The sequence below is a fragment of the Flavobacterium sp. Sr18 genome (assembly GCF_011064265.1).
Taxonomy (GTDB): Bacteria; Bacteroidota; Bacteroidia; order Flavobacteriales; family Flavobacteriaceae; genus Flavobacterium; species Flavobacterium petrolei.
Genome location: NZ_CP049329.1, coordinates 1,209,551 through 1,234,348 on the forward strand (window position 1 = coordinate 1,209,551; position 24,798 = coordinate 1,234,348).

The 24,798-nt window shown below is 35.2% G+C and carries 16 protein-coding genes; 9 read left to right on the plus strand and 7 right to left on the minus strand.

Translation table 11 applies throughout. The features are described 5' to 3' along the window. Positions 1-21 precede the first annotated feature (21 nt). From G7A72_RS05390 to G7A72_RS05400, 3 genes are all read left to right on the plus strand, one after another. Positions 22-2,220, plus strand: coding sequence for a PepSY domain-containing protein (locus G7A72_RS05390; protein WP_165151729.1), 2,199 nt, complete (start codon positions 22-24; stop codon positions 2,218-2,220). A 186-nt stretch (positions 2,221-2,406) separates the two neighbouring features. After that, positions 2,407-3,408, plus strand: coding sequence for an FAD:protein FMN transferase (locus G7A72_RS05395; protein WP_165151730.1), 1,002 nt, complete (start codon positions 2,407-2,409; stop codon positions 3,406-3,408). Positions 3,409-3,864: 456 nt separating this feature from the next. After that, a complete protein-coding gene (locus G7A72_RS05400; protein WP_165151731.1) occupies positions 3,865-6,117 on the plus strand; it encodes a TonB-dependent siderophore receptor in 2,253 nt (750 codons plus the stop codon). A gap of 150 nt (positions 6,118-6,267) precedes the next feature. Here the strand turns inward: G7A72_RS05400 and G7A72_RS05405 are convergent, their stop codons facing one another. Further along, positions 6,268-8,901, minus strand: coding sequence for a valine--tRNA ligase (locus G7A72_RS05405; protein WP_165153655.1), 2,634 nt, complete (start codon positions 8,899-8,901; stop codon positions 6,268-6,270). A 217-nt stretch (positions 8,902-9,118) separates the two neighbouring features. On the opposite strand from G7A72_RS05405, the gene G7A72_RS05410 reads away from it, so the two are divergent. Next, positions 9,119-9,505 (plus strand): DUF1573 domain-containing protein, encoded by a 387-nt coding sequence (locus G7A72_RS05410; protein ID WP_113665353.1) that lies wholly within the window; start codon positions 9,119-9,121, stop codon positions 9,503-9,505. Positions 9,506-9,565: 60 nt separating this feature from the next. On the opposite strand, the gene G7A72_RS05415 is transcribed toward G7A72_RS05410, so the two are convergent. Further along, on the minus strand, positions 9,566-10,891 hold the full coding sequence (locus G7A72_RS05415) for a PDZ domain-containing protein (RefSeq protein WP_165151732.1): 1,326 nt from the start codon (positions 10,889-10,891) through the stop codon (positions 9,566-9,568). A gap of 127 nt (positions 10,892-11,018) precedes the next feature. Here G7A72_RS05415 and G7A72_RS05420 point away from each other — a divergent pair, with 127 nt between their 5' ends. The 5 genes from G7A72_RS05420 (at position 11,019) to lgt (ending at position 16,042) form a co-directional block, all read left to right on the plus strand. After that, entirely contained in the window at positions 11,019-12,224 is a 1,206-nt protein-coding gene (locus tag G7A72_RS05420; RefSeq protein ID WP_165151733.1) for a pyridoxal phosphate-dependent aminotransferase, read from the plus strand. Between the two features lie 225 nt (positions 12,225-12,449). Further along, a complete protein-coding gene (folE, locus tag G7A72_RS05425) occupies positions 12,450-13,121 on the plus strand; it encodes a GTP cyclohydrolase I FolE (RefSeq protein WP_113665351.1) in 672 nt (223 codons plus the stop codon). A gap of 142 nt (positions 13,122-13,263) precedes the next feature. Then, complete coding sequence (cysS, locus tag G7A72_RS05430) at positions 13,264-14,742, plus strand: cysteine--tRNA ligase (RefSeq protein ID WP_165151734.1); 1,479 nt, start codon at positions 13,264-13,266, stop codon at positions 14,740-14,742. Positions 14,743-14,801: 59 nt separating this feature from the next. Continuing rightward, a complete protein-coding gene (gene yidD / locus G7A72_RS05435) occupies positions 14,802-15,050 on the plus strand; it encodes a membrane protein insertion efficiency factor YidD (RefSeq protein WP_165151735.1) in 249 nt (82 codons plus the stop codon). A 65-nt stretch (positions 15,051-15,115) separates the two neighbouring features. Then, on the plus strand, positions 15,116-16,042 hold the full coding sequence (gene lgt, locus G7A72_RS05440) for a prolipoprotein diacylglyceryl transferase (RefSeq protein WP_165151736.1): 927 nt from the start codon (positions 15,116-15,118) through the stop codon (positions 16,040-16,042). A gap of 56 nt (positions 16,043-16,098) precedes the next feature. On the opposite strand, the gene G7A72_RS05445 is transcribed toward lgt, so the two are convergent. From G7A72_RS05445 to asnB, 5 genes are all read right to left on the minus strand, one after another. Continuing rightward, positions 16,099-16,713, minus strand: coding sequence for an acyloxyacyl hydrolase (locus tag G7A72_RS05445; protein WP_165151737.1), 615 nt, complete (start codon positions 16,711-16,713; stop codon positions 16,099-16,101). Positions 16,714-16,852: 139 nt separating this feature from the next. Continuing rightward, positions 16,853-19,825: a protein translocase subunit SecDF gene (secDF, locus tag G7A72_RS05450; protein WP_165151738.1), complete on the minus strand. Its 2,973-nt coding sequence runs from the start codon at positions 19,823-19,825 to the stop codon at positions 16,853-16,855. A 225-nt stretch (positions 19,826-20,050) separates the two neighbouring features. Beyond that, positions 20,051-20,986, minus strand: coding sequence for a malate dehydrogenase (mdh, locus tag G7A72_RS05455; protein ID WP_113665345.1), 936 nt, complete (start codon positions 20,984-20,986; stop codon positions 20,051-20,053). A 61-nt stretch (positions 20,987-21,047) separates the two neighbouring features. Continuing rightward, a complete protein-coding gene (gyrB, locus tag G7A72_RS05460) occupies positions 21,048-22,991 on the minus strand; it encodes a DNA topoisomerase (ATP-hydrolyzing) subunit B (protein ID WP_165151739.1) in 1,944 nt (647 codons plus the stop codon). 183 nt (positions 22,992-23,174) lie between these two features. Next, positions 23,175-24,791 carry an asparagine synthase B gene (gene asnB / locus G7A72_RS05465; protein ID WP_165151740.1) on the minus strand — a complete coding sequence of 539 codons (1,617 nt, stop codon included), beginning with the start codon at positions 24,789-24,791 and terminating at the stop codon, positions 23,175-23,177. Between the last annotated feature and the right edge of the window lie 7 nt (positions 24,792-24,798).

Here is a 24,798-nt window from a genome sequence, read left to right on the forward strand (position 1 = left end):
ATATGTTAAAATTTATTACAAATGACTCTTTCTTTTTGGCGTTACTCTCACTTGGCTTTGGCACTGTTTTCTGCAGCATTTTTAGTATTGGCATCCGTAACTGGTGTCATCCTTGCAGTCGATGCAATACAAGAGAAGACACAGCCCTACAAAGTAGAAAATTTTGAAAAAATAACCCTTAGCGAAACCTTACCTGTATTAAAAAAAACATATCCTGAAATAACAGAATTGAGTGTAAACCACAATCAATTTGTAACGCTGCAAGGTATCGACCAGGAAGACAAAGATATCAATGCCTATATTGACGCAAGAACTGGAAAAATACTAGGAACACCCATCAAAAAAAGTGAGTTTATCCAATGGACCACTGCACTCCATCGTTCTTTATTCCTTAAAGAAACCGGGCGTTTTATTGTGGGCTTTATTTCCTTTTTGTTGGTATTGATTTCCATTTCGGGTTTTGCTTTGATACTCAACCGCCAAAGAAGTCTTCGCAGTTTGTTTTCTAAAATTGTAAAAGAAAATTTCGCTCAATATTATCATATTTTTTTAGGAAGATTATCGCTGATTCCGATTCTGATTATTGCACTTTCGGGAACGTATTTGACCTTGGAAAAGTTTAATTTTTTCGTTGAAAAAACAGATTCCGAAGAAAAAACCGAAATGGTTGCAACTGCACCTGTTTCAAAAAACGAGACTACTATTTCTGTTTTTAAAAACACGCTTCTGGCTGATGTTCAAAAAATTGAATTCCCATTTTCAGATGATCCTGAGGAATATTATATCATTACATTAAAAGACCGAGAAATCGAAGTCAACCAAATTTCCGGAACGATTGTAAGTGAAACTCCTTTTCCGCTGCAGACTTTAGCATCGAATTTGAGTCTTGATTTGCATACCGGGAGAGCAAGTATTTTATGGGCGATAATTTTAGGAATCGCGAGTTTGAATATTCTGTTTTTTATCTACTCGGGTTTTGCCATGACGTTAAAACGAAGAGCGAGTCGCATTAAAAATAAGTACAAATCTCAAGAAAGCACATTCATTTTACTGGTGGGTTCCGAAAATGGAAGCACGCTACTATTTGCCAATGCGATTCAAAAACAATTACTTGCCCACGGAGAAAAAGTTTTCCTTGCTGAAATGAATAATTATTCGGTTTATCCAAAAGCAAAACATCTTATCGTATTTACTTCAACCCACGGATTAGGCGATTCGCCATCTAATGCAAGCAAATTTATTTCGCTTATCAACAAAACGGAACAAAAGCAAAAAATAAATATTTCGGTGGTAGGATTTGGTTCTCAAGCGTATCCCGATTTTTGCGCTTATGCCCGTGAGATTGATGCAGTATTGGCAAAACAAAATTGGGCGGAACACTTTTTAGAATTACAAACCGTAAACGACAAATCAGCCGAAGAATTTGTAGGTTGGGTGAAATTATGGAGTGCCAAAACTGGAATTTCACTTTCAGCCACTCCATCACTTTATAATGAAGTTCCGAAAGATTTGGAAAAAATGACAGTGCTTAATAAAACACTTATTTCTGATACGGAACATACCTTTTTAATGACCTTATGCACTAACAGAAGCACTAAATTTACTTCGGGTGACCTCTTGGCTATTTATCCAGCAAACGACAATCAAGAACGCCTCTACTCTATCGGGAATTATAATGGAAATATACAATTAGTCGTGAAATTACATCCTTCTGGGTTGGGTTCCGGCTATTTATATACTGTAGAACCGGGTTCTGTTTTTAAAGCACGAATTATTAAGAACCAGACTTTTCATTTCCCGAAAAAAGCCTCTAAAGTAGCGCTGATTTCAAATGGAACAGGAATTGCTCCGTTCCTGGGAATGATGGAACAAAACAAGAAAAAAACCGAAATTCATCTGTATTGTGGCTTTCGTAAAGCAACTGAAACTGTTTTAGGATATGAAAAATTTGCTACTGAAATGATTCAAAAACAGCAACTACAAAGTTTTCATGTGGCCTTATCCCGTGAAGCCAACCATAATTATGTTATGGATTTGATTAAACGTGACGCTGATGTTTTCGTGGATTTGCTAACACAAGAAGGCGTTGTAATGATTTGCGGTTCGCTTGCGATGCAAAAAGATGTAGAAGCTATTCTTGATGCACTTTGTCTTGAGAAAACTGGGAAAGGAATTGCTGACTATAAAGCTAATGGACAAGTGCTGACGGATTGTTACTAAGTCCTCTCCCCTCCCGACAACGAAGTGTCGGGAGGGGTGTATCCGAAGGAAAGGGAGCCGAAACTAGATTGAAAAATTTATGCTTAATCGATTCCTGCAGGGTCTGAAAAAGACCTTGCAGGTATTTAGATAGAAAATGACACCTACAAGGTTTTGGAAACCTTGCAGGATTTAAAATCAAACGCTATGTCAACCAAATACCAAGTCATCTTCCTTTTTTTTATTGTCTGCAACTTCACAAGTAGTGCACAAACATTACGAAAAAGAACCACCTTACTTATGGGAGGTCGATTTGACATTACCATTGTTGCAAACGATTCAGTAACAGCAGAACAAAACATAGATGCTATTATTAATGAAATTACACGAATAGAAAATTTAATTTCTGATTGGAAACCGGACTCGCAAGTGTCTGAAGTAAACCAAAATGCGGGTATTCGTCCCGTGAAAGTGGATAAAGAAGTTTTTGAGTTAACACAAAGAGCGATTCAGTTTTCTGAATTGACGAATGGAGGTTTTGATATTAGCTTTGCGGCAATGGATAAAATCTGGAAATTTGATGGTTCCATGACAGCAATGCCATCGGCGGAAGCCATTCAGAAATCAGTTGAAAAAGTGGGCTACAAAAATATAATTTTGGATAGCGTACAATCAACCATTTTTCTGAAACTAAAAGGGATGAAAATTGGTTTTGGTGCTTTAGGAGAAGGATATGCTACCGATAAATGCCGAGATATCATGCTTGCAAAAGGCGTTAAAGCCGGAATTATAAACGGATCTGGCGACATGAGTACTTGGGGGAAACAGCCCAATGGAAAAGCTTGGAATATTGGAATTACTAATCCCTTTCATCCTGAAAAACTCGTTGCAGTCATACCATTAAAACAAGATGCTGTAACCACTTCGGGCAGCTATGAAAAATTTGTTGTTTTTGATGGCAAACGGTATTCACATATTATTAATCCGGCAACAGGTTATCCTGCAACGGGTTTGTGTAGCGTGACGGTTTTTGGACCGAATGCTGAAACGGCGAACGGTTTGAGTACTTCGTTAATGGTTTTAGGAAAAACAGCTGGGCTTCTTTTACTCAACAAATACGCTGATTATAGCTGCATCATGATGACGGATGACGGAAAAGTAGTGAAATCAAAAAACTTCCGAATCAAGAAATTTAAGGCACGACTTTAATTCTTCTGAGCTTAAATTTCCAAAATTAAATACTAGCTCCACAAAGATAAACTTCCTATTTGTGGTCAGGACAGGTTAATTCCAATACTGCTTCTTTGATATAAATTTCAAAAATCAAAGTTTACTATCAAAAATCTGTAGCATAAAAACGGTAACACACAACGCTGCTATTTGGATTACTCTTTAACAAAAATTAACATAAAAGATATTCAAAGTCCTTTTGGAGATGAAATATCTGATTCTAGAAGTCAGAAGAACTCAAAAACACTGGACAAAAACCTCAAAAAGTATGTTTTATTTTAAAAAATCCTGTTTTAAATAAACACAAATAACTAAACTACAATTAGTTAAATAATAAATAAAATATTATTAATATTTAATCTAAATAAGTTTTGTCAAACCAAACTTGGGTTTTATATTTGCATTGTTATTTTTAATTATTCCAAATAAACATTCATGAAATATATTTTCCTTCCCACATTAACACTTTTATTTAGTTTGACTTGTTTAGCGCAAGAATCAGTAAATGCATCTGACGATAAAAATTTTGAAGATCCTTTCGAATCCATAACGGATACTATAAAAAACAAAAAAGGTGGAGTTTTAAAAGAAGTTATTGTAACATCTAACAAAGAAAAAAAGCCAGTTTCGGCATTAAGGTCGGGCTTAAAACCAATGGACACCCCGCAAAGTGTTCAGGTCATTGGAGCTGAAATTATCGGGCAACAACAAGCAGTTCGTTTGAGTGAAGTAATCAAAAATGCCAATGGCGTTTATGTAGGTTCAGCTCGCGGTGGTGCTCAGGAATCGTTTTTCTCAAGAGGATATGATATGTCAGCCAATAATATGCTTAAAAATGGTTTTCGCTACAATGCAGGTTCTATTCCGGAAGTTTCAGGTTTAGAAAAAGTGGAGTTTCTTAAAGGTGGTTCTGCCTTGTTGTATGGAAACGTTGCTCCTGGAGGGATTTTAAATTTAGTAACTAAAACTCCTTCTTTCAAAAGTGGTGGAGAAATCACCATGCAGGCCGGAAGTTATGCCTACTTCAAACCATCGATTGATTTTTATGGCCCTTTGAATAAACATATCGCTTACCGTTTTACAGGTTCTTACGAAAACTCAGAAAGTTTTAGAGATGTTGTAAAAAATGAGCGTCTTTATGTAAATCCTTCTTTCCTTTTTAATGTAAGTGATAAAACGCAAATTACAGTTCAGGGTGATTATTTAAGCGCCGATTGGACACCGGATTTTGGAACAGGAATTCTTGGTAAAACTATTTTAGATTTACCCCGAAATAGTTTTTACGGAGCACTTTGGTCCACTGGAAACACAAAATCAGCTAGTGCTTCGGTATTATTAAACCATAGCTTTAATGAAAACTGGAAATTAAGTTTTAATACCTCGTTTCAAAACTACGATAGAAGCTCTAAATCAACGGCGCAATTATCAAATCTAGACACGTATGCCACTCCTGGTGACTGGAATAGAGGATTAGTTCAGAATAAAAACTCAGAACAAATATTTGGTGACCAATTGAGTTTGCAAGGTACTTTTTCGACTGGAAGCATCAAACATCAAATTTTCACTGGAGTAGATTATGAAAATTCTTTGGCTACAGCCAACACCTACGCTTTTTACGATGCAAATGGGAAGGTAATCACTACGTACGATACTATAAATTTATTTACATACGATCCAAGTGTTCCAACATTGGCAATACCAAACTCAAGAGCAACCCAAACGGTATATACGAGCACACAGCGATTCGGAATCTATGCGCAAGATTTGATATCGTTTACAGAAAAAATCAAACTTTTAGCAGGACTGCGTTGGTCTTGGCAAGAATCACAGGCGGATACGCATAATTTAACCAAAAATCCGATAACCATTGCCGAAGGCGCCAAACGTTTAGATAATGCTTTTTCACCAAAAATTGGATTAGTGTATCAACCTACAAAAGACATGTCTTTGTTCGCTAGTTACTCGAACTCGTTTACCCCAAATACAGGAACAACGGTAGATTTAAAACCATTAGAGCCTTCAATCATAGACCAATACGAAGCTGGAATCAAAAAAGATTTTTGGAAAGGTGCCTTAAGTACCAATGTAACTGTCTATCAAATTACGAATAGCAACTTAGTTCAAACAGCGATTTACAAAGCAGACGGTACCTTGAATATCAATCCGATAGATCCTAATTTAAGAGAATTAAGTGGTGAAACAAAAAGTAAAGGAATCGAAATAGATGTAACAGCAAGACCTATAGTTGGATTAGGAATCAATGCCGGCTACAGCTATAACGACATGCGTTATGAGAAAACTTCAGGACTAAACGGTAGCCCGATAGCAGGAAATCGATTAGCTAGAACACCTGCAAATACCGCTAATTTGAGCTTTTTCTACACTTTACAAACAGGGATTTTGAAAGGAATGTCTCTGGGAGCCATCGGAAACTATATTGGTAAACGTGTGGGAGGTTGGAACAATCAATATGATTCTACCCGACCAAATGGAATTTGGGACAGAGAAATTCCTTTAGAAGGATATACCACAATTGATGTTTCGGCAGGTTATGAATGGAAAAAATTCTCCATATTGTGTAAATTATCTAATGTGACAAATGAGTTGAATTACACGGTACACGAAAATTACAGTGTAAATCCAATCGCTCCACGTCAAGTATTGACAAGCTTGAAGTATAAATTCTAAAAACCTAAGTTTGGTTTTATTTCATCTAAAACTTTTTCTACTACTTTCCTTTTTTTGAAAAGCAGAAAAAGTTTTTGTTATTTAAATAAAAAAATCCCATTTCCTGTCAAAAAGGAAATGGGATTCTATATTTCTGAAAGAACTTAACTCTTACTTCAAACCTGCCAAACTGTGTTCGATAGTTTCAATTTTTGCCAAAGCATCCGCTTCTTTTTGTCTTTCGTTTGCTAGAACTTTCTCTGGTGCACCAGCCACAAATTTCTCATTTGCCAGTTTGTTTTGAACTGATTTCAAGAAACCTTGCGTGTACACCAATTCAGCCGAAAGTTTAGCAATCTCCGCTTGTACATCAATGTTTCCGGTAATTGGAATAAAATATTCATTCGATTTTACACGGAAAGACAATGCTCCGTCTACTTTGTCCGAAACATATTCTAATGAAGTGATGTTCCCTAATTTGGTCACAACCGAATCAAAATAAGTGGATGCTTTATCATTGTTTACCACTTTCAATTCTATGGTATCTTTGAATGGAATATTTTTGTCTTTACGAATCGTTCTAATTCCAGAGATCACTTCAATTGTATTGTCAAAATCAGCAATCAAAGCTGCGTTAAACGGTTTCATTTCCGGCCAAGTCGAAACGATTAACGCTTCTTCTGTAGTTCTTTCGGCAAGAATTTGCCAAATCTCCTCTGTCAAAAATGGCATAAACGGATGCAACAATTTCATATTATTTTCCAGCATTTCTATGGCTTTCGCCAAAGTTAAACTGTCAATTGGCTGTTGGTACGCCGGTTTTATCATTTCAAGGAACCAAGAACAGAAATCGTCCCAAACCAATTTGTAAATTGCCATCAACGCATCGGAAATTCTGTATTTCTCGAAATTGTCTTCAATTTCCAAAAGTGTTTGTTGCAATTTAGCTTCGTACCATTCAATCGCTACTTTTGAAGATTCTGGTTGCGGAATAGTATCCGAAACTTCCCAGCCTTTTATTAGTTTAAAGGCATTCCAAATTTTATTCGTAAACGCTTTTCCTTGGTTACACAATTCTTCATCAAACATAATGTCGTTTCCTGCAGAAGCACTTAAAAGCAATCCCACACGAACTCCATCGGCACCAAATTTTTCAATTAAATCTAAAGGATCCGGAGAATTTCCTAATGATTTAGACATTTTACGACGTTGTTTGTCACGAACCAAACCAGTTAAATACACATTTGTAAATGGTTTTTTGCCTGTGTATTCATATCCTGCTATAATCATTCTCGCTACCCAGAAAAACAAAATATCCGGACCCGTTACTAAATCATTCGTTGGATAATAGTATTTAAAATCTTCGCTTTCGGGATCCATTATTCCACCAAAAACAGACATTGGCCACAGCCAAGAAGAGAACCAAGTATCAAGCGCATCAACATCCTGAGTTAAGTCTGAAGTTGTAAGTTGTAAGTTGTTGGTTCTTTCTTTAGCTAAAACTAAAGCTTCTTCGATAGATTCAGCAACCACAAAATCTTCTTTTCCATCGCCATAGAAATACGCAGGAATTTGTTGTCCCCACCATAATTGACGGGAAATATTCCAATCGCGTATATTATTCAACCAATGCGCGTACGTATTATTAAAACGAGCTGGATGCAATTTGATTTCTCCATCTTCCAATACAGATTTGATTGCCGGTTTTACCAAATCTTCCATTTTTAAGAACCATTGGTCTGACAAACGTGGCTCGATTACCGCTTTGGTTCTTTCGGAAGTTCCAACTTTGTTAAGGTGAATTTCTGTTTTTGCTAAAGCGCCAATAGTTTCTAATTCTTTGGCGACAGCCTCACGAACTACGAAACGATCTTGTCCTTGATAGTGTAATCCAAAACTATTCAGCGTAGCATCTTCGTTGAAAATATCAATAATTTCCAGATTATGTTTTTCGCCTAAAGTCTTATCATTCATATCGTGAGCAGGCGTTACTTTCAAACAACCAGTTCCAAATTCGATATCAACATATTCATCCTCGATAATTGGAATAACCCTTCCGCAGATAGGTACAATCGCTTTTTTGCCTTTAAAATGATTAAAACGTTCGTCATTTGGATTAATACAAATTGCGGTATCTCCAAAAATAGTTTCCGGACGCGTCGTAGCAATCGTCAGAAAGTCTTCACTTCCTTCGATTTTATATTTTAGGAAATACAATTTTCCTTGTTGTTCTTCATAAATTACTTCTTCGTCAGAAAGAGTCGTTTTTGCTTCCGGATCCCAGTTTACCATTCGGTATCCGCGATAAATCAATCCTTTGTTGTATAAATCTACAAAAGAACGAATTACTGATGCTGACATATCAGGATCCATAGTAAACTTAGTTCGCTCCCAATCACAGGAAGCTCCCAGTTTTTTTAATTGGTCCAAAATTACACCACCGTATTTATCTGTCCATTCCCATGCATGCGCCAAAAATTCTTCGCGAGTCAAATCATTTTTATTGATTCCTTCAGCTTTTAATTTGGCTACAACCTTGGCTTCTGTTGCAATTGATGCGTGATCCGTTCCCGGAACCCAGCATGCATTGAATCCCTTAAGACGCGCTCTTCTAATCAATACATCTTGAATCGTATTGTTCAGCATGTGTCCCATGTGTAAAACCCCAGTCACATTAGGTGGTGGAATTACTATGGTATATGGTGTTCTGTGATCTGGTTCTGAGTGAAAATAATTATTTTTCATCCAGTAGTCATACCACTTATTCTCAATAGTTTTAGCGTCAAATTGTGCAGGAATTGTCATTTTATTGTGGATCATTTAATCGTTAAGTTCACTTATTTGTCGGTTCCGTTTATTAGTTAACCAAATCAACAAATAACCTTTTAGACTTTGGTCTGATATTTGTAATTCTATTCTGGAACAAAAGTAAATAATTATGTAGACTATAAAAAGGGAAATAAAAATTTGTCCATTAATTAAAACAAAGTACATTTACTTTACTGAATTTAAAAATTTCAAAATGAAAAAAACAATAGCTTTATTCGCATTCGCTCTCATCAGCAGTATCAGTTTTGCCCAAAATGGTCCAAAAATCGAGTTTGCCGCCCAAGACAACACGATTGATTACGGAAAGGTTACCAAGAATGAAAATGGATCCCGTGATTTTATCTTTACAAATACTGGAAACGCGCCATTAATTATTACGAATGTACTGTCTACTTGCGGATGTACGGTTCCTACAAAACCAGACGAACCAATCATGCCTGGGAAAAAAGGAAAAATAACTGTAAAATACAATATGGCTCCAGGTCCAATCAGAAAAACAATAACTGTTGAATCGAATGCCGTTAATTATGAAGCGGGAAGAGTCGCTATAAAAATAAAAGGAGAAGTAATTTCGAATTAATTTCTTAATCAATAATAAATTAAAAACGCTTTTGGAAAATTATCTAAAAGCGTTTTTTGATTATAAAACATCAAACAATTGAAAGCTGAATTTTAAAATTTCACTATCACGTTCGACTTCCAAAGTAATCCATTGCTCCTGCTCTGATTTAAAAAGAGTATTGATCTCTTGCAAAGAATATTTGTATGCAGGACTCCTATTTATCAATATTAGCACATCTCCTTTCTGTAATCCTGCTATTTCTGCTGGTGAATTTTTACGAACATTGGCTATTTCATATATTGGTTTTAATACGAATTTATATTTAAAATCTTTTTTCTTATTATCATTGGAATCAAATACGTTTGTGGCTAATGGGACAGTTTCAAGACGCACTGTTTCTTGAATCCATTGCAATCCTTTATGTTGTATTTCAACCCCGCTTTTATTATACCCAAAAGCAGAATTGTATTCACTATTTTTTTTTAAATACATTTTTTGTTTTTGGTAATCAAAGACAATATCAAATCTTCTCAGAATTTCACCTCCAACTGACCCCATTCTATCTGCAACCATGTTTACATTTTTAATGGAACTCGAATCTGGAAAGGCTACTATAGGATTATTAAATTCAAATTCTGAAATGATAAATTTTTGAATCCTAGCCCTCTTACCTTCTATATCACCACTAAAACCTCGGCCTAAAAAATCATTGAAACTTTTTGATGGAACATTAATTACCTCTGAACGATTTTGAAAAAGCCATATCGCATCACTATTTCCTATATCAATCAGCAACTTTACAGGAATTTCACGGCCTTCCATAACTACTTTACTTTTCAAATAGGGCTTGGATTTTTCTATAGTAATTGGAATAGAAATATATTTTTTTTCAGTTTTTTTCCTGTTCTTTTCATTGTCTTTGTAAACAATTATTCTTTTTTTCTTATAATTAATTTCAACCAAATTATTTCTGAAAAACTGGTGACCAATAATACCGTTTACGGGAATACCAATATGAGATGATAAATTAAAATCCGGATCTAATACAATATAAAACATATGATTTTTATATTTCATGCTACCAAACTCCAATACATTATTAGTTGATTTTAATCCTTCAACTGCCGCTTGACTTCCTAAGCCTTTTAGTAGTATCCTTTCAGTATTGAAATATCGGACTTCTTTTTTATCCTCTAAACTGAACAATATGGTTTCAGCAACACCTGTATCCAGTAAAAAATTCAGTTCTATCCCATTCACTTTCATAGGTACAAAAACTAAATTATTGATTAATTTAAAAGGGACGCTTATCTTATTGTCATCTTTTTCAAACTGAAATCCTTGTTGAGAAAATACAGAATAACTAAAAGAGCATATAAGAATTAAAAAGAGCAGTTTATTCATTGTTTTTCTTTTCATAAAAATACTAAATAAATCATATCAAAAATGCAGATTTAACAATATATACTCCTTTTGATTAGAATAAATTCGGAAAAAAAATTGCAAATTTGCAATTCAATAATTTAAGACTATGCCAACAATATCAAACAAAGGCAGACAAATGCCAGAATCACCAATTCGAAAATTGGTTCCCTACTCAGAAATTGCTAAGAAAAAAGGAAATAAAGTATACCATTTAAACATTGGGCAACCGGATATAAAAACTCCCGAAGTTGCGATGAATGCCGTTAAAAATATTGATTTAACTATATTAGAATACAGTCATTCTGCCGGAAATGAAAGTTACAGAAAAAAATTATCGGCTTATTATATCAATCAACACATCTCAGTAAATATAGAGGATATTATCATTACCACCGGCGGTTCAGAAGCGCTTATGTTTGCCATGGGAAGTACGATGGATCAGGGTGATGAAATTATTATTCCGGAACCTTTTTATGCAAATTACAATGGATTTTCAACGGCTTCAGGTGTTACCGTAGTTCCTGTAATTTCAACAATTGAAACTGGTTTTGCTCTTCCTGCAGTAGAAGATTTTGAAAAACTGATTACTCCAAAAACAAAAGCAATACTGATTTGTAATCCCGGAAATCCAACTGGATATTTATATTCAAAAGAAGAAATTATGAAACTGGCTGCGTTAGTCAAAAAACATGATTTGTTTTTAATCTCTGATGAAGTATACCGCGAATTCACTTATGATGGAGATGTACATTACTCTGTGATGAATGTTCCCGGACTTGAAGAACACGCTATCATGATTGATTCTGTTTCAAAAAGATACAGCATGTGTGGTGCCAGAATAGGATGTATAGTTTCTAAAAATAAGGAAGTGATGGCTACTGCGATGAAATTTGCGCAAGCAAGATTAAGCCCACCAACCATTGAACAAATAGCAAGCGAGGCCGCACTGGACACTCCTCAAAGTTATTTTGACGAAGTAATTTCAGAATACAGAGAACGTAGAGACACCTTGATTGAAGAATTAAATAAAATTGATGGTGTTATAGTAAGCAAACCAAAAGGTGCTTTTTATTGTATCGCTCAACTGCCGGTGGACAACGCTGATGCGTTTGCACAATGGCTTTTAGAAAGCTATGACTTAGATGGCGAAACTGTAATGGTAGCACCTGCAGCAGGCTTTTACTCTACTCCAGGAATGGGATTAAATCAGGTTCGAATCGCTTATGTTTTGAAGAAAGCCGACTTAATAAGTGCCGTGAGAATCCTAAAAGCAGCGATTCCGGTTTATAACGCATCACTTACAAAAGTATAATTAAACAAGAAATTTTAGATTTACCACTCCTGTAAATTGATTTCTACATATAAAGGCAATAGCGAACTCGTTATTGCCTTTCTTTTTACTTCCAAAAAAAGAAATGATAAAGCCTTATAGAACCGATAAAGTAGTCTTAAATAGTGAGACCGATAGAAATTCTTAAATTTTTATTATTTATCTTTACCGCTTAAATATTTATACCAACAATAATAGTTGCTTTTAATGATAAAAAACGAAGAATTTCAAGACGAAATAGGAGATAATCATGTTAGTTTATCCGCAAAAAATCCAGTAAGAGATGATGCTTTTGACATTTCTGATGATGATAAAATTGAAAAAATAAAAAAAGACGTTGAGAGCATTCTAATTACACTTGGAATGGACTTGACTGATGATAGTTTGAAAGGCACACCCAATCGTGTTGCAAAAATGTTTGTAAAGGAAATTTTTGGAGGTTTAAATCCTGCAAAAAAACCGAAAGCTTCTACATTTGACAATAATTATAAATACGGTGAAATGTTAGTTGAAAAAAACATCATCGTATATTCTACCTGCGAACATCATTTATTACCCATTATAGGAAGAGCACATGTGGCTTATATTTCTAATGGAACAGTTATTGGCTTATCTAAAATGAACCGTATTGTTGAATATTATGCCAAAAGACCTCAGGTACAAGAGCGTTTAACGATGCAAATTGTTCAGGAATTACAAATAGCTTTGGGCACAGACGATGTAGCTTGCGTAATTGATGCCAAACACCTTTGTGTGAATTCAAGAGGAATCAGTGATATTGAGAGTAGCACTGTGACATCCGAATTTGGTGGAAAATTTAAAGATAGTGTAACTCGCAGAGAGTTTTTGGATTATATTAAATTAGAAACAAAGTTCTAGTCCTCTCCCCGACCCTCTCCAAAGGAAAGGGAGCCTAGTCTGGTAAGGCCTGAACAAGATTACAACAATTATTAATAACACATTCACGTCTCAACTCCCTTCCCTTTGGGGAGGGCTGGGGTGGGGAAAACAATAATCTACAATGCCATTATATAGTAGCCAAAATCTAAAAATATACAATTCTCTTTCGGGAGAAAAAGAAATATTTACACCCATTCACGAAGGAAATGTTGGGATGTATGTTTGTGGGCCAACGGTTTACAGTAATGTGCATCTTGGAAACGTGCGTACTTTTATGTCTTTTGACGTGATTTTCAGGTATTTTTTACATTTGGATTACAAAGTGCGTTATGTTCGAAACATTACTGATGTGGGTCATATTGTGGATGATGTGGATGAAGGCGAAGATAAAATTGCCAAAAAAGCACGTCTGGAGCAACTGGAGCCAATGGAAGTTGTACAGCGTTACACCGTAGATTTTCATGATATTTTGAATGAATTTAACTTTTTGCCACCAAGTATTGAACCAACAGCAACGGGTCATATTATTGAGCAAATTGAAATTATAAAGACTATTATTGAAAAAGGAATTGGTTATGAAGCGAATGGATCTGTTTATTTTGATGTGGTAAAATTTAATGAAACCAATCATTACGGACGATTAAGCGGCCGTAATATTGAGGATATGCTTACCAATACCCGTGATCTTGACGGACAAAGTGACAAGAGAAATCCACAAGATTTTGCACTTTGGAAAAAAGCGGAAGCACAACATATCATGCGTTGGCCCTCGCCTTGGAGCGATGGATTCCCAGGATGGCACCTAGAATGTACAGCGATGAGTACTAAATATTTAGGTAATCATTTTGACATTCACGGTGGCGGAATGGATTTGAAATTCCCGCATCATGAGTGCGAAATTGCACAAAACGAAGCTTGTACCGGTCAAACCCCAGTTAATTATTGGTTACATGCCAATATGCTGACTTTAAACGGTAAAAAAATGGCAAAATCTACCGGAAATAATATTTTGCCAAAAGAAATATTGACTGGAGAAAATACCATTTTGAGTAAAGCTTTCTCAGCATCGGTAGCCCGATTTTTTATGTTGCAGGCGCATTATAGAAGCATTTTAGATTTTTCTGACGATGCCATTGTTGCTGCCGAAAAAGGATACAAACGATTGATGGAAGCGATGAACTCCTTAAAAGAAATCACTGCTGAAACAAAAAGTACGATTGATATTTCAGCGTGGAAACAATCCTGCTATGATGCGATGAATGACGATTTTAACACGCCAATTTTAATTGCGCAGTTGTTTGAAGGTGTACGTTTTGTCAATTTATTAAAGGATGGTAAAGAGACTTTGAATACTGATGACTTAAACAATTTTGCAAAAGCGATGCATGATTTTGTTTTTGATGTTTTAGGATTGGAAGATGAAAAAGTTTCGGACAGCAATAACGATAAATTAGAAGGAACGGTAAATATGCTTATCGAAATGAGAAAACAGGCCAGAGACAATAAGAATTTTGCCTTGTCTGATCAAATTAGAGACCAACTGATTGCTCTAGGAATTCAGTTGAAAGATGGCAAAGAAGGAACAACATTTAGCATTTAAGTGTTGAGTAATCCGTTTTTAATGAGCAGCGCAAAATTTCAAATAGAAACTAGTAAAATATGATTTCTAAAATCTTCATATTTCCTTTTGTACTATTAGTTCGATTCTATCAAGTTGCGATTTCTCCGTTTACACCTTCCGCCTGCCGATTTGAGCCTACGTGTTCATCTTATATGATTGAAGCCCTGCGTATTCACGGTTTGTTTTATGGAGGGTTTTTGGGAGTAAAACGTATTATGAGTTGTCATCCTTGGGGGAAAACGGGCTATGATCCTGTTCCAAAAAAAACATGCAATCACAAACATTAACTTTTTTTAGTATAAATGTACTTTAAAACTCTATTTTTACGACTAATAAACAAATTTAACACTAAATGACACACGCTTTAAACATCGTTTGGAATCCATCAGAAGGAATCGATTTAGGCTTTTTTATCATTCGATATTACAGCTTAATGTTTGTAATTGCTTTTGGATTAGGCTGGTATATCATGAAAAACATCTTCGAACGAGAAGGTGAATCAATAGAAAAATTAGATTCATTGTTTATCTGGACTGTGTTGGCAACCTTAATTGGTGCACGTTTGGGACACGTTTTCTTTTACGATTGGGAATATTACCGCAATCATTTATTAGAAATTATTTTACCGTTTAGATTCAGTCCAAATTTTGAATTCACAGGTTATCAAGGTCTAGCGAGTCATGGCGCTGCGATTTCTATAATAATTGCCATGTATTTTTATAGTAAAAACGTGTTGAAAAGACCACAATTGTGGATCCTAGACCGAGTTGTTATTCCTGTAGCCAGCGGAGCTATTTTCGTGAGATTAGGCAACTTTTTCAATTCGGAAATTATTGGTCATGAAACAACTTCTCCTTTTGGAATAAAATTTATTAAAGATCATTTTAGTCCGATGGACGCAGTAAATGCTACTCAAATTCCAAATCCTAAAGATGCGTATTCCGCCATTGCAACAGATCCTAAATTTGCGACTTTGCTAGAACAAGTTCCCGTGAGACATCCTACCCAATTATACGAAGCATTTTGTTATATTTTTGTTTTTGCCATCTTATTTTTCATGTATTGGAAAACAGAAAAAAGAAAATATACCGGATTTATTTTTGGAATGTTCCTAGTTCTTTTATTTACAGTACGTTTTATTGTAGAATCCGTTAAGGAAAGTCAAGGTGGTTTCGAAAGCGCTTTAGGGTTGTTTTCAACAGGTCAATGGCTAAGTATTCCGTTTATACTTATAGGACTGTACTTCATCTTTACAGCTCAAAAAGAACTTACGAATTAAATAATTAATCGTTTCAAAAAAAAGCGTTAGCTACATCAAAGTAGCTAACGCTTTTTTTATAGGGTAAATAAAAATCCAAAGTCAATATTTTTAGTATTGTAACCAGAATTAGTATTTTGCAATCCTGCATTTGAAACATGACGAATATTTGGTCTTACATCAAAAATTACTTTATTATATTTGAAAGTAAACCCTAAAGCTAAAACATCTGCGAAGGCAAAACCTTTGGACAAGCGCTCCGTTTCCGTATCTGTAATCATTGGTCCGACACTTCCTAAAACGTAAATGGAAGCCGATTTAAATATTGGTTTCCTTACCATAAAGCCAATATTAAGAACGTATTCTTTCACACTCTTTAGCTTTGTATATTGTTCTCGTTTTGCAATATAATTCAGTTCATCAGGTTTAACAAAATACAAATTTAAGAGTTGGTGTGTAGCTAAATTAAGCTCTGGCTGCAGTACAAATTCGTATTTAAAGCTCTTTGCATCTTTTATTTTGTAATATAATTGCAACTTGAAATACTGGTTTGTATATGTATAATTTCTATTTTTAAATTCATTACCTAATCCGTAAGCAAAACCAAATTCAACTCTATTGTCATCATCTTGCGCGTAAAATGGAATTGAGCTACAAATAATAATTGCAATAAGAAATGCTTTCTGACACATACATTTAGATTTAAAACTCATCAGCTATTTATAACAAACAGTTAAATTACGAATTAAAAATTTCACTTTGGATTGCAGACAAAAAAAAGAGATTCAACTTTCATTGAATCTCTTTTTAAAATTTATATAAAAGCTTTTTTTAGCTTTCTTGGTGTGCTTTTTCTACCTTGTTTTTATCTTCTTTAGAGATTGTATCCACAAGTACTGGAGTTGCAATAAACAATGAAGAATAAGTACCTACGATGATACCTACCAACATAGCGAATATAAATCCTCTGATTGATTCTCCACCAAAAACAAACATGATTAATAAAACCACAATCATCGTTAATGATGTATTGATAGTTCTTGACATGGTTGTATTAATAGATTGATTTACAATCTCAGCAAAAGTTCCTTTTGTTTTACCAGCTAAATATTCACGAACTCTGTCAAATACAATAACAGTATCGTTCATAGAATACCCAATTACGGTTAGAATCGCAGCGATAAAATGCTGATCGATTTCCATTCCAAAAGGCATGAATTTATAGCATAATGAGTAAATTCCTAATACAAAAATAACATCGTGTGCAATAGCTGCAATAGCTCCTAAACTGTATTGCCATTTTCTGTAACTGATCATTAAGTATAAAAATACGATAGCCATCGCTCCAAGTACCGCCCAATATGCGTTAGTTTTAATATCTTCTGCTACAGTTGGACCAACTTTAGAGGCTTGTAAAACACCTAATTTTTTACCGTCATACGCATTTACAAATTTTTCATACGTCATATCGGCAGTAAAATGTTGTTTTAAAGCGCCAAACAACAACTTATTCACTTCTTCGTCCGCTTTAATTCCTGGCTCTTCAACTTTATATTTCGTTGTTATTTTTAATTGGTCAGTACTACCAAATACTTTAACCTCAGCGCTACCGTCAAAGACTTTTGATAATTCTGCTTTTACCGCTTCAGTTTCAATTGGTTTTTCAAAACGTACTTGGAATGTTCTTCCTCCAACAAAGTCAACACCTTCATCAAGTCCGTTTGTTGCTAAAGAGATCACACTTATAACAACTACTATGCTTGAGAATAAATACGTCCATTTTTTCATTCCTAAGAAATCAAAATGAAAGTTATTAAACATATTCTTAGAGAAATTTGTAACAAATGTCAAATTATTCTTTTTGCTTATGTTCCAATCAATGAAGATTCTAGCAATAAAGATTGAAGTAAATAATGATGTTACAATACCAATCAATAATGTAGTAGCAAAACCTTTAATTGGTCCTGAACCAAAAATAAACAATACAGCTCCAGTTAAAATATGCGTTACGTTAGCATCTGTAATAGATGACATTGCACCTCTCCAACTGTAAGAAGTTTTAACCGCTTCTTCTAGTGTTTTACCCGCACGTAATTCTTCTTTCGCTCTTTCGTAAATAATGATATTTGCATCAACTGCTGTTCCCATTGTTAAAACGATACCGGCAATACCTGGCAATGTAAGAACTGCTCCGATACTTGCTAAAATTCCGAATAAGAATAATAAGTTAACTGCTAGTGCAACGTTAGCATACCAACCCGCTTTACCATAATATATCATCATCCAAAGCGATACTAGAAGTAATCCTATCAAAGCGGAGTAAGTACCATTCTCAATTGCTTCTTGACCTAAGGATGGACCTACCACTTCTGACTGAACAATATCTGCAGCTGCAGGAAGTTTACCCGCTCTTAAAACATTTGCTAAATCTTTAGTTTCTGAAACATCAAAAGCTCCTGAAATTTCAGATCTACCACCTGAAATTGGCCCTGTAGAAACACCAGGTGCTGAATAAACTATATCATCAAGAACAATGGCAATATTACTTTTTTGAGTGTATGCTCTACCTGTTAATTCTTCCCAAGCTTTTGCACCTTGACCGTTCATTTGCATGGAAACAGCTGGTTTACCGGATTGATCAAATGTATCACTTGCATCAGTAATCACGCCACCGCTCATTGCAGGAACATTATCTCTATTACCTTTTAAAGCGTATAATTCTACAGCATCAATATCTTTTGCTTTAGCATCTTTAATTATCATTGGCTTACCCCATACAAACTTTGCATAACGTTGGTCACCAGCTAATAAAATTCTAACATCGGCTCTTTTCAAATACCCGTTTACTGCAGCAGTATCTTTTGGTGAGAAAAGTCCCAAAACTGGACCTCCACCCTGACCAATAATTTTATCAAACAAAGGATTTTCTCCTTTTTTAGTGGATGTCGAATCCTTAGCATCCGTAAGTAAAGCACTCAATGAATCTTTTACAACTGGTTTTACCTCTGTAGTTTTAATTTCAGTTTTTTTCAATGACTCATTAGCAGCCATTAAAAAGTTTCCAATTTCTTCAATTTTATAGGTTTCCCAAAACTGTAATTGAGCTGTACTTGATAATAATTTTTTAGCACGATCCACATCTTTTGCCCCTGGAAGCTCCACAAGAATTTGACCTGAATTTCCTAGTTTTTGAATGTTAGGCTGAGTTACACCAAATTGATCGATACGTTTTCTTAAAACGCCAAAAGCACTTTCTACAGACTCATCTACTTTTCTAGAGATAACCTTTTTTACTTGCGCATCTGTCATTTGAAAATCTACTCCACCTTCACCTTGCAAACTTCTGTTTGCGAAAATATCAGGCGATGCTAATTTTACAGTTCCTTTTGAATTTGCTTCAAAAGCATCAAAAAACTTGTCTAAATATGATTTATTACCTTGTAAATCTGCAGAAGCATCAGCCAATGACTTATTGAAGACTGGGTTTTTAGAATTATTAGATAATCCTTTTAAAATGTCTTTTACAGATATTTGAAGTATAACATTAATACCACCTTCTAAGTCAAGACCTTTATTGATTTGTTTGTCACTAACTTCATTGAACGTGAAATCGGTAAAACCAAGATTAAATACTTTCTCTTTACCAATAGAATCTAAATATTTTACTTCTTTGTCAGCATTTCCATTAGCAAAAGATTTTGCATCGTTTTTTACTTTACTTGCGACAAAAGTGAAAGAAAGTTGGTAAATACTTACCAATGCAAATAGAATTGCGAAAAATTTAATAAGTCCTTTATTCTGCATTATTACTAAAAATTAATTATTTTTATTTATTTATTTTTGCTTTAAACCCTATATAATAACACTTTACACTCATTTATTATAACAAAAAAGGAATATACCGAGTTACCTCATTTTTTTTAAACCGAGCAAATATATAATTAACGTTAAGATTAACCAATTTATTTATAGATTAATCTCAAGAAAAAGACTGCAATGATGCAGTCTTATCTTTTTATATGTAAATTTTTATACCAAAATCGATTTTAAAGCGTCATTCATTTGTCTGACAGCATCTGCACTTTTAGCAAATAGTGCTTTTTCAGCATCATTTAGTTTAATGTCCAGAATTTCTTCTACTCCATTTTTACCGATAATACATGGAACACCAATACAGATATCATCCTGACCATATTCTCCTTCAACGAAAACTGAACAAGCAATCATTTTCTTTTGGTCATTCAAAATACTGTCTACTAAGAAAGCAACGGAAGCTCCAGGAGCATACCAAGCCGATGTTCCAAGAAGTCCTGTAAGTGTAGCTCCACCAACCATAGTATCTGCAGCTACTTTTTGCAATTCTTCTTCCGATAAAAATTGAGAAACTGGAATTCCGTTATAAGAAGCCAGTCTTGTCAAAGGAATCATAGTTGTATCACCATGCCCACCGATAACCATAGCTGAAATATCATTAGCGGGTTTGTCTAAAGCTAAAGACAAATACGTTCTGAAACGAGAGCTGTCTAATGCCCCTCCCATACCTATAATTCTGTTTTTTGGCAATCCCGTAGATTTCAATGCTAAATATGTCATCGTATCCATAGGATTAGAAACCACCACTATAATAGTATCCGGTGAATGTTTCAATACATTTTCAGCAACCGTTTTCACGATTCCTGCATTGATTCCTATTAATTCTTCACGCGTCATTCCTGGTTTTCTTGGAATTCCTGATGTAATCACCACTACATCACTTCCTGCTGTTTTAGAATAATCATTGGTAACGCCTGATACTTTGGTATTAAAACCTGTATTAGTAGCGCATTGCATAATATCTAATGCTTTACCTTCAGCAAAACCTTCTCTAATGTCCAATAACACAACTTCGCTGGCAATTCCTCTATAAGAAATCACATCTGCACACGTCGCTCCTACATTTCCTGCTCCTACAATGGTAACTTTCATATTTTAAAGTTTATTCGGTTATTTGTTAATCTTTGTGGTTAATTATTTAATAGTCCATTTACTATGCGTCAATATTTGCATAAACTGCATTTTTCTCAATAAATTCTCTTCTTGGCGGTACTTCGTCACCCATTAACATAGAGAAAACTCTATCGGCTTCCGCCAAACTGTCAATAGTTACCTGACGCAACGTTCTAAAACTTGGATCCATTGTAGTTTCCCATAATTGCTCCGCGTTCATCTCTCCAAGACCTTTATAACGTTGAATTCCTGCGCTTCCGCCCATTCTTTCATTCGCTTGATCACGTTGTACGTCATTCCAAGCGTATTCTTTCTTATTTCCTTTTTTAACTAAATACAAAGGTGGTGCTGCAATATACACGTGACCTTCCTCGATTAATTCTTTCATAAAACGGAAGAAGAACGTTAAGATTAAAGTAGAAATGTGACTACCGTCGACATCGGCATCACACATAATAATTACTTTATGGTAGCGTAATTTTTCAATATTTAAGGCTTTACTATCTTCTGCAGTTCCTATTGTAACTCCAAGAGCAGTAAATATGTTTCGAATCTCTTCGTTTTCAAAAACTTTGTGATGCATTGCTTTTTCTACGTTCAAAATCTTACCACGTAAAGGCAAAATAGCTTGAAACGCACGATCACGACCTTGTTTTGCAGTTCCACCTGCCGAATCTCCCTCGACAAGATATACTTCACATTTTGCCGGATCTTGTTCCGAACAATCTGATAATTTTCCTGGCAATCCACCGCCACCCATTACGGTTTTGCGCTGTACCATTTCACGCGCTTTTTTGGCTGCGTGACGCGCTTGTGCTGCAAGAATTACTTTTTGAACAATGATACGGGCATCATTTGGATTTTCTTCCAAATAGTTTTCAATCATTTCGCTCACCGCTTGACTTACCGGAGAAACAACTTCTCTGTTACCAAGTTTGGTTTTCGTTTGTCCTTCAAATTGTGGTTCCTGAACTTTCACCGAAATAATAGCGGTCAATCCTTCACGGAAATCATCTCCTGAAATATCAAATTTCAGTTTATCCAACATTCCCGAAGCATCTGCGTATTTCTTTAACGATCTTGTAAGACCGGTTCTGAACCCTTGCAAGTGTGTTCCTCCTTCGTGTGTATTGATATTGTTTACGTAAGAAAAAATATTTTCCGTGTAACTCGTATTATAAATCAAAGCAACCTCAACCGGAATCTCTCCTTTTTCATGATCCATAGAAATTACGTGTGCAATAATTGGCTCACGGTTTCCATCTAAGTAACGGATGTATTCTTTTAAACCTTCATCAGAATGAAATACTTCCGAAACAAAATTCCCGTCTTTATCTAATTCTCTTTTATCTGTAAAAGTGATTGTGATTCCTTTATTCAAAAAAGACAATTCACGCATACGAGCGGATAAAGTATCATAAGAATACTCTATTGTTTGCGTAAATATGCTTGGATCCGGATAAAAAGTAACGATTGTTCCTCTTTTTGTCGTTTCACCAATTTGTTTTACCGGATATAACGCTTTTCCTTTTTCGTATTCTTGTTCGTATATTTTACCATCACTACTGTGAACGATAGCTCTCAAATGGTTTGACAATGCATTTACCACAGAAACCCCAACACCGTGAAGTCCTCCAGAAACTTTATAGGAATCTTTATCAAACTTTCCTCCGGCACCAATTTTAGTCATTACAACCTCCAATGCCGAAACACCTTCTTTTTTATGAATACCTACCGGAATACCACGTCCATTATCCTCAACCGAAACGGATCCATCTTCATTAATATCAACTATTATGGTATCACAATGGCCTCCCATTGCCTCATCGATAGAGTTATCTACAACCTCATACACTAAATGATGTAGTCCTCGAACACCCACATCTCCAATATACATCGAAGGACGCATTCTTACGTGCTCCATTCCTTCTAATGCCTGAATACTATCTGCTGAATAACTGTCCTTCTTGATTTCTTCGCTCATATATATTTTATTGTAAAAAATGTAATTTTTGTATAACACGCAAATATATAAAAACGCAAATTAGATAACCGTTAAAATCCCTTTTTAAGCCCTTAAGTTATTAACATTTGTTCATATAATTACAAAAAAAAAGCTCTCAAAATTGAGAGCGTTCTTCATTTACAAAAAATTCAAATTTTTGTTTCAAACCACAACTCCTGTTTTGGCAATTCCAATATCTGCCCGAACGTGAGCTGCATTGGCTCTTCCGCTTGGATCTAGGTTTTCTTGCCATTTTGGAATCCATTTCCTAACTGTTTGCGCGGCACTTATTTGCGGATAATATTTATTAAATATCGACCTATAAAAGTAGGCTTCTTTAGTGGTTGGTGAGTTATAAGGAAATTCGGCTGCAGCTCCGGCTAATTGCTCGTCCGTAACTTGCGTTGCACAATATTCAATCAATTGATCGATCCAATTGTATCCTACTCCATCCGAAAACTGTTCTTTTTGTCTCCATAAAACTTCTTCTGGAAGATAGGGATTATCCGGAGTATCAAACGCTTTTCTTAGAATGTATTTTTCTTTTCCATCATACGTTTTAGGCATTTTTTCTTCTGCTTTGATGCGAATTGACACATCTAAGAACGCTTTATCCAAAAACGGAACTCTAGTCTCTAAACCATGTGCCATCGTTGATTTATCCGCTCTTAATAAATCAGCCGTAAATAATTTCTGCACTCTTTCGATGGTTTCCTTTTGGAAATCCTCTGCCGAAGGCGCATTTCTAAAATACAAATATCCACCAAAAATTTCATCAGCTCCTTCGCCTGAAAGCACTACTTTTACACCCAAATCCGTAATCGCTTTCGACAAGAAATACATTGGTGTACTTGCTCGTACCGAAGTCACATCATAGGTTTCTAAATGCCAGATTAGTTTGTCTAAAGTTTTAATTCCTTCTTCGACAGTAAAGTGAATTTCATGATGCTCTGTCCCTAAATATTCCGCTACTTTTCTGGCTGCCGCAGCATCTGGCGCATCAGCATTTAAACCAATTGAAAATGATTTTAATTTCTTGCCACTTTCTGCCAATAAACGACAAGCAATTGCTGAAGTCAATGAAGAGTCTAATCCTCCAGAAAGCAATACTCCAATAGGTACATCGCTCATTAAACGTTTACGAGTCGCTTCGGTCAACGTTTCTCTGATTAACTCCAAATTTAATTCTTGGTCGGCTTTTAAATAATCTTCATATTCCGGTTTGTAATATTTTACAAAACCTGTTTTTGCAGTGTAATAATGCCCCGGTGGAAAAGTAGAAAATGTTTTACATTGATCTGCGATAGGTTTCATTTCGGAGGAGAAATAGATTCTTCCCCTTTCGTCCAAACCATAATACAACGGCTTCACTCCCATCGGGTCTCTACCAGCAATAAAATCATCACCATCCACAACAACAAAAGCCCAATCTCCGTCCAGCATATTGCAAAAATCGTAACCAAACTCTTCGTACAAATGCACAATAACTTCAGAATCTGATTTTGTTCTAAAAGTATGATCTTTCAAAACACCATCTCTTAATTCCTGATGATTGTATATTTCGCCATTATGAACCATATAAGCCGTTTTGGTGCCTTGTATCGGTTGTTTTCCGGAATGCAAATCAATTATCGATAGCCTTTCATGACTTAGAATATGCCCTTTTTCAGTAACATGCAAATCGCTCTCATCCGGACCACGATGAGTCATTCTTTTTGAAAGTTCTCCAAACAATTGCTCCTCTTTTCCTCTTCCGATAATCGCTAATATTCCGCACATAACGCTG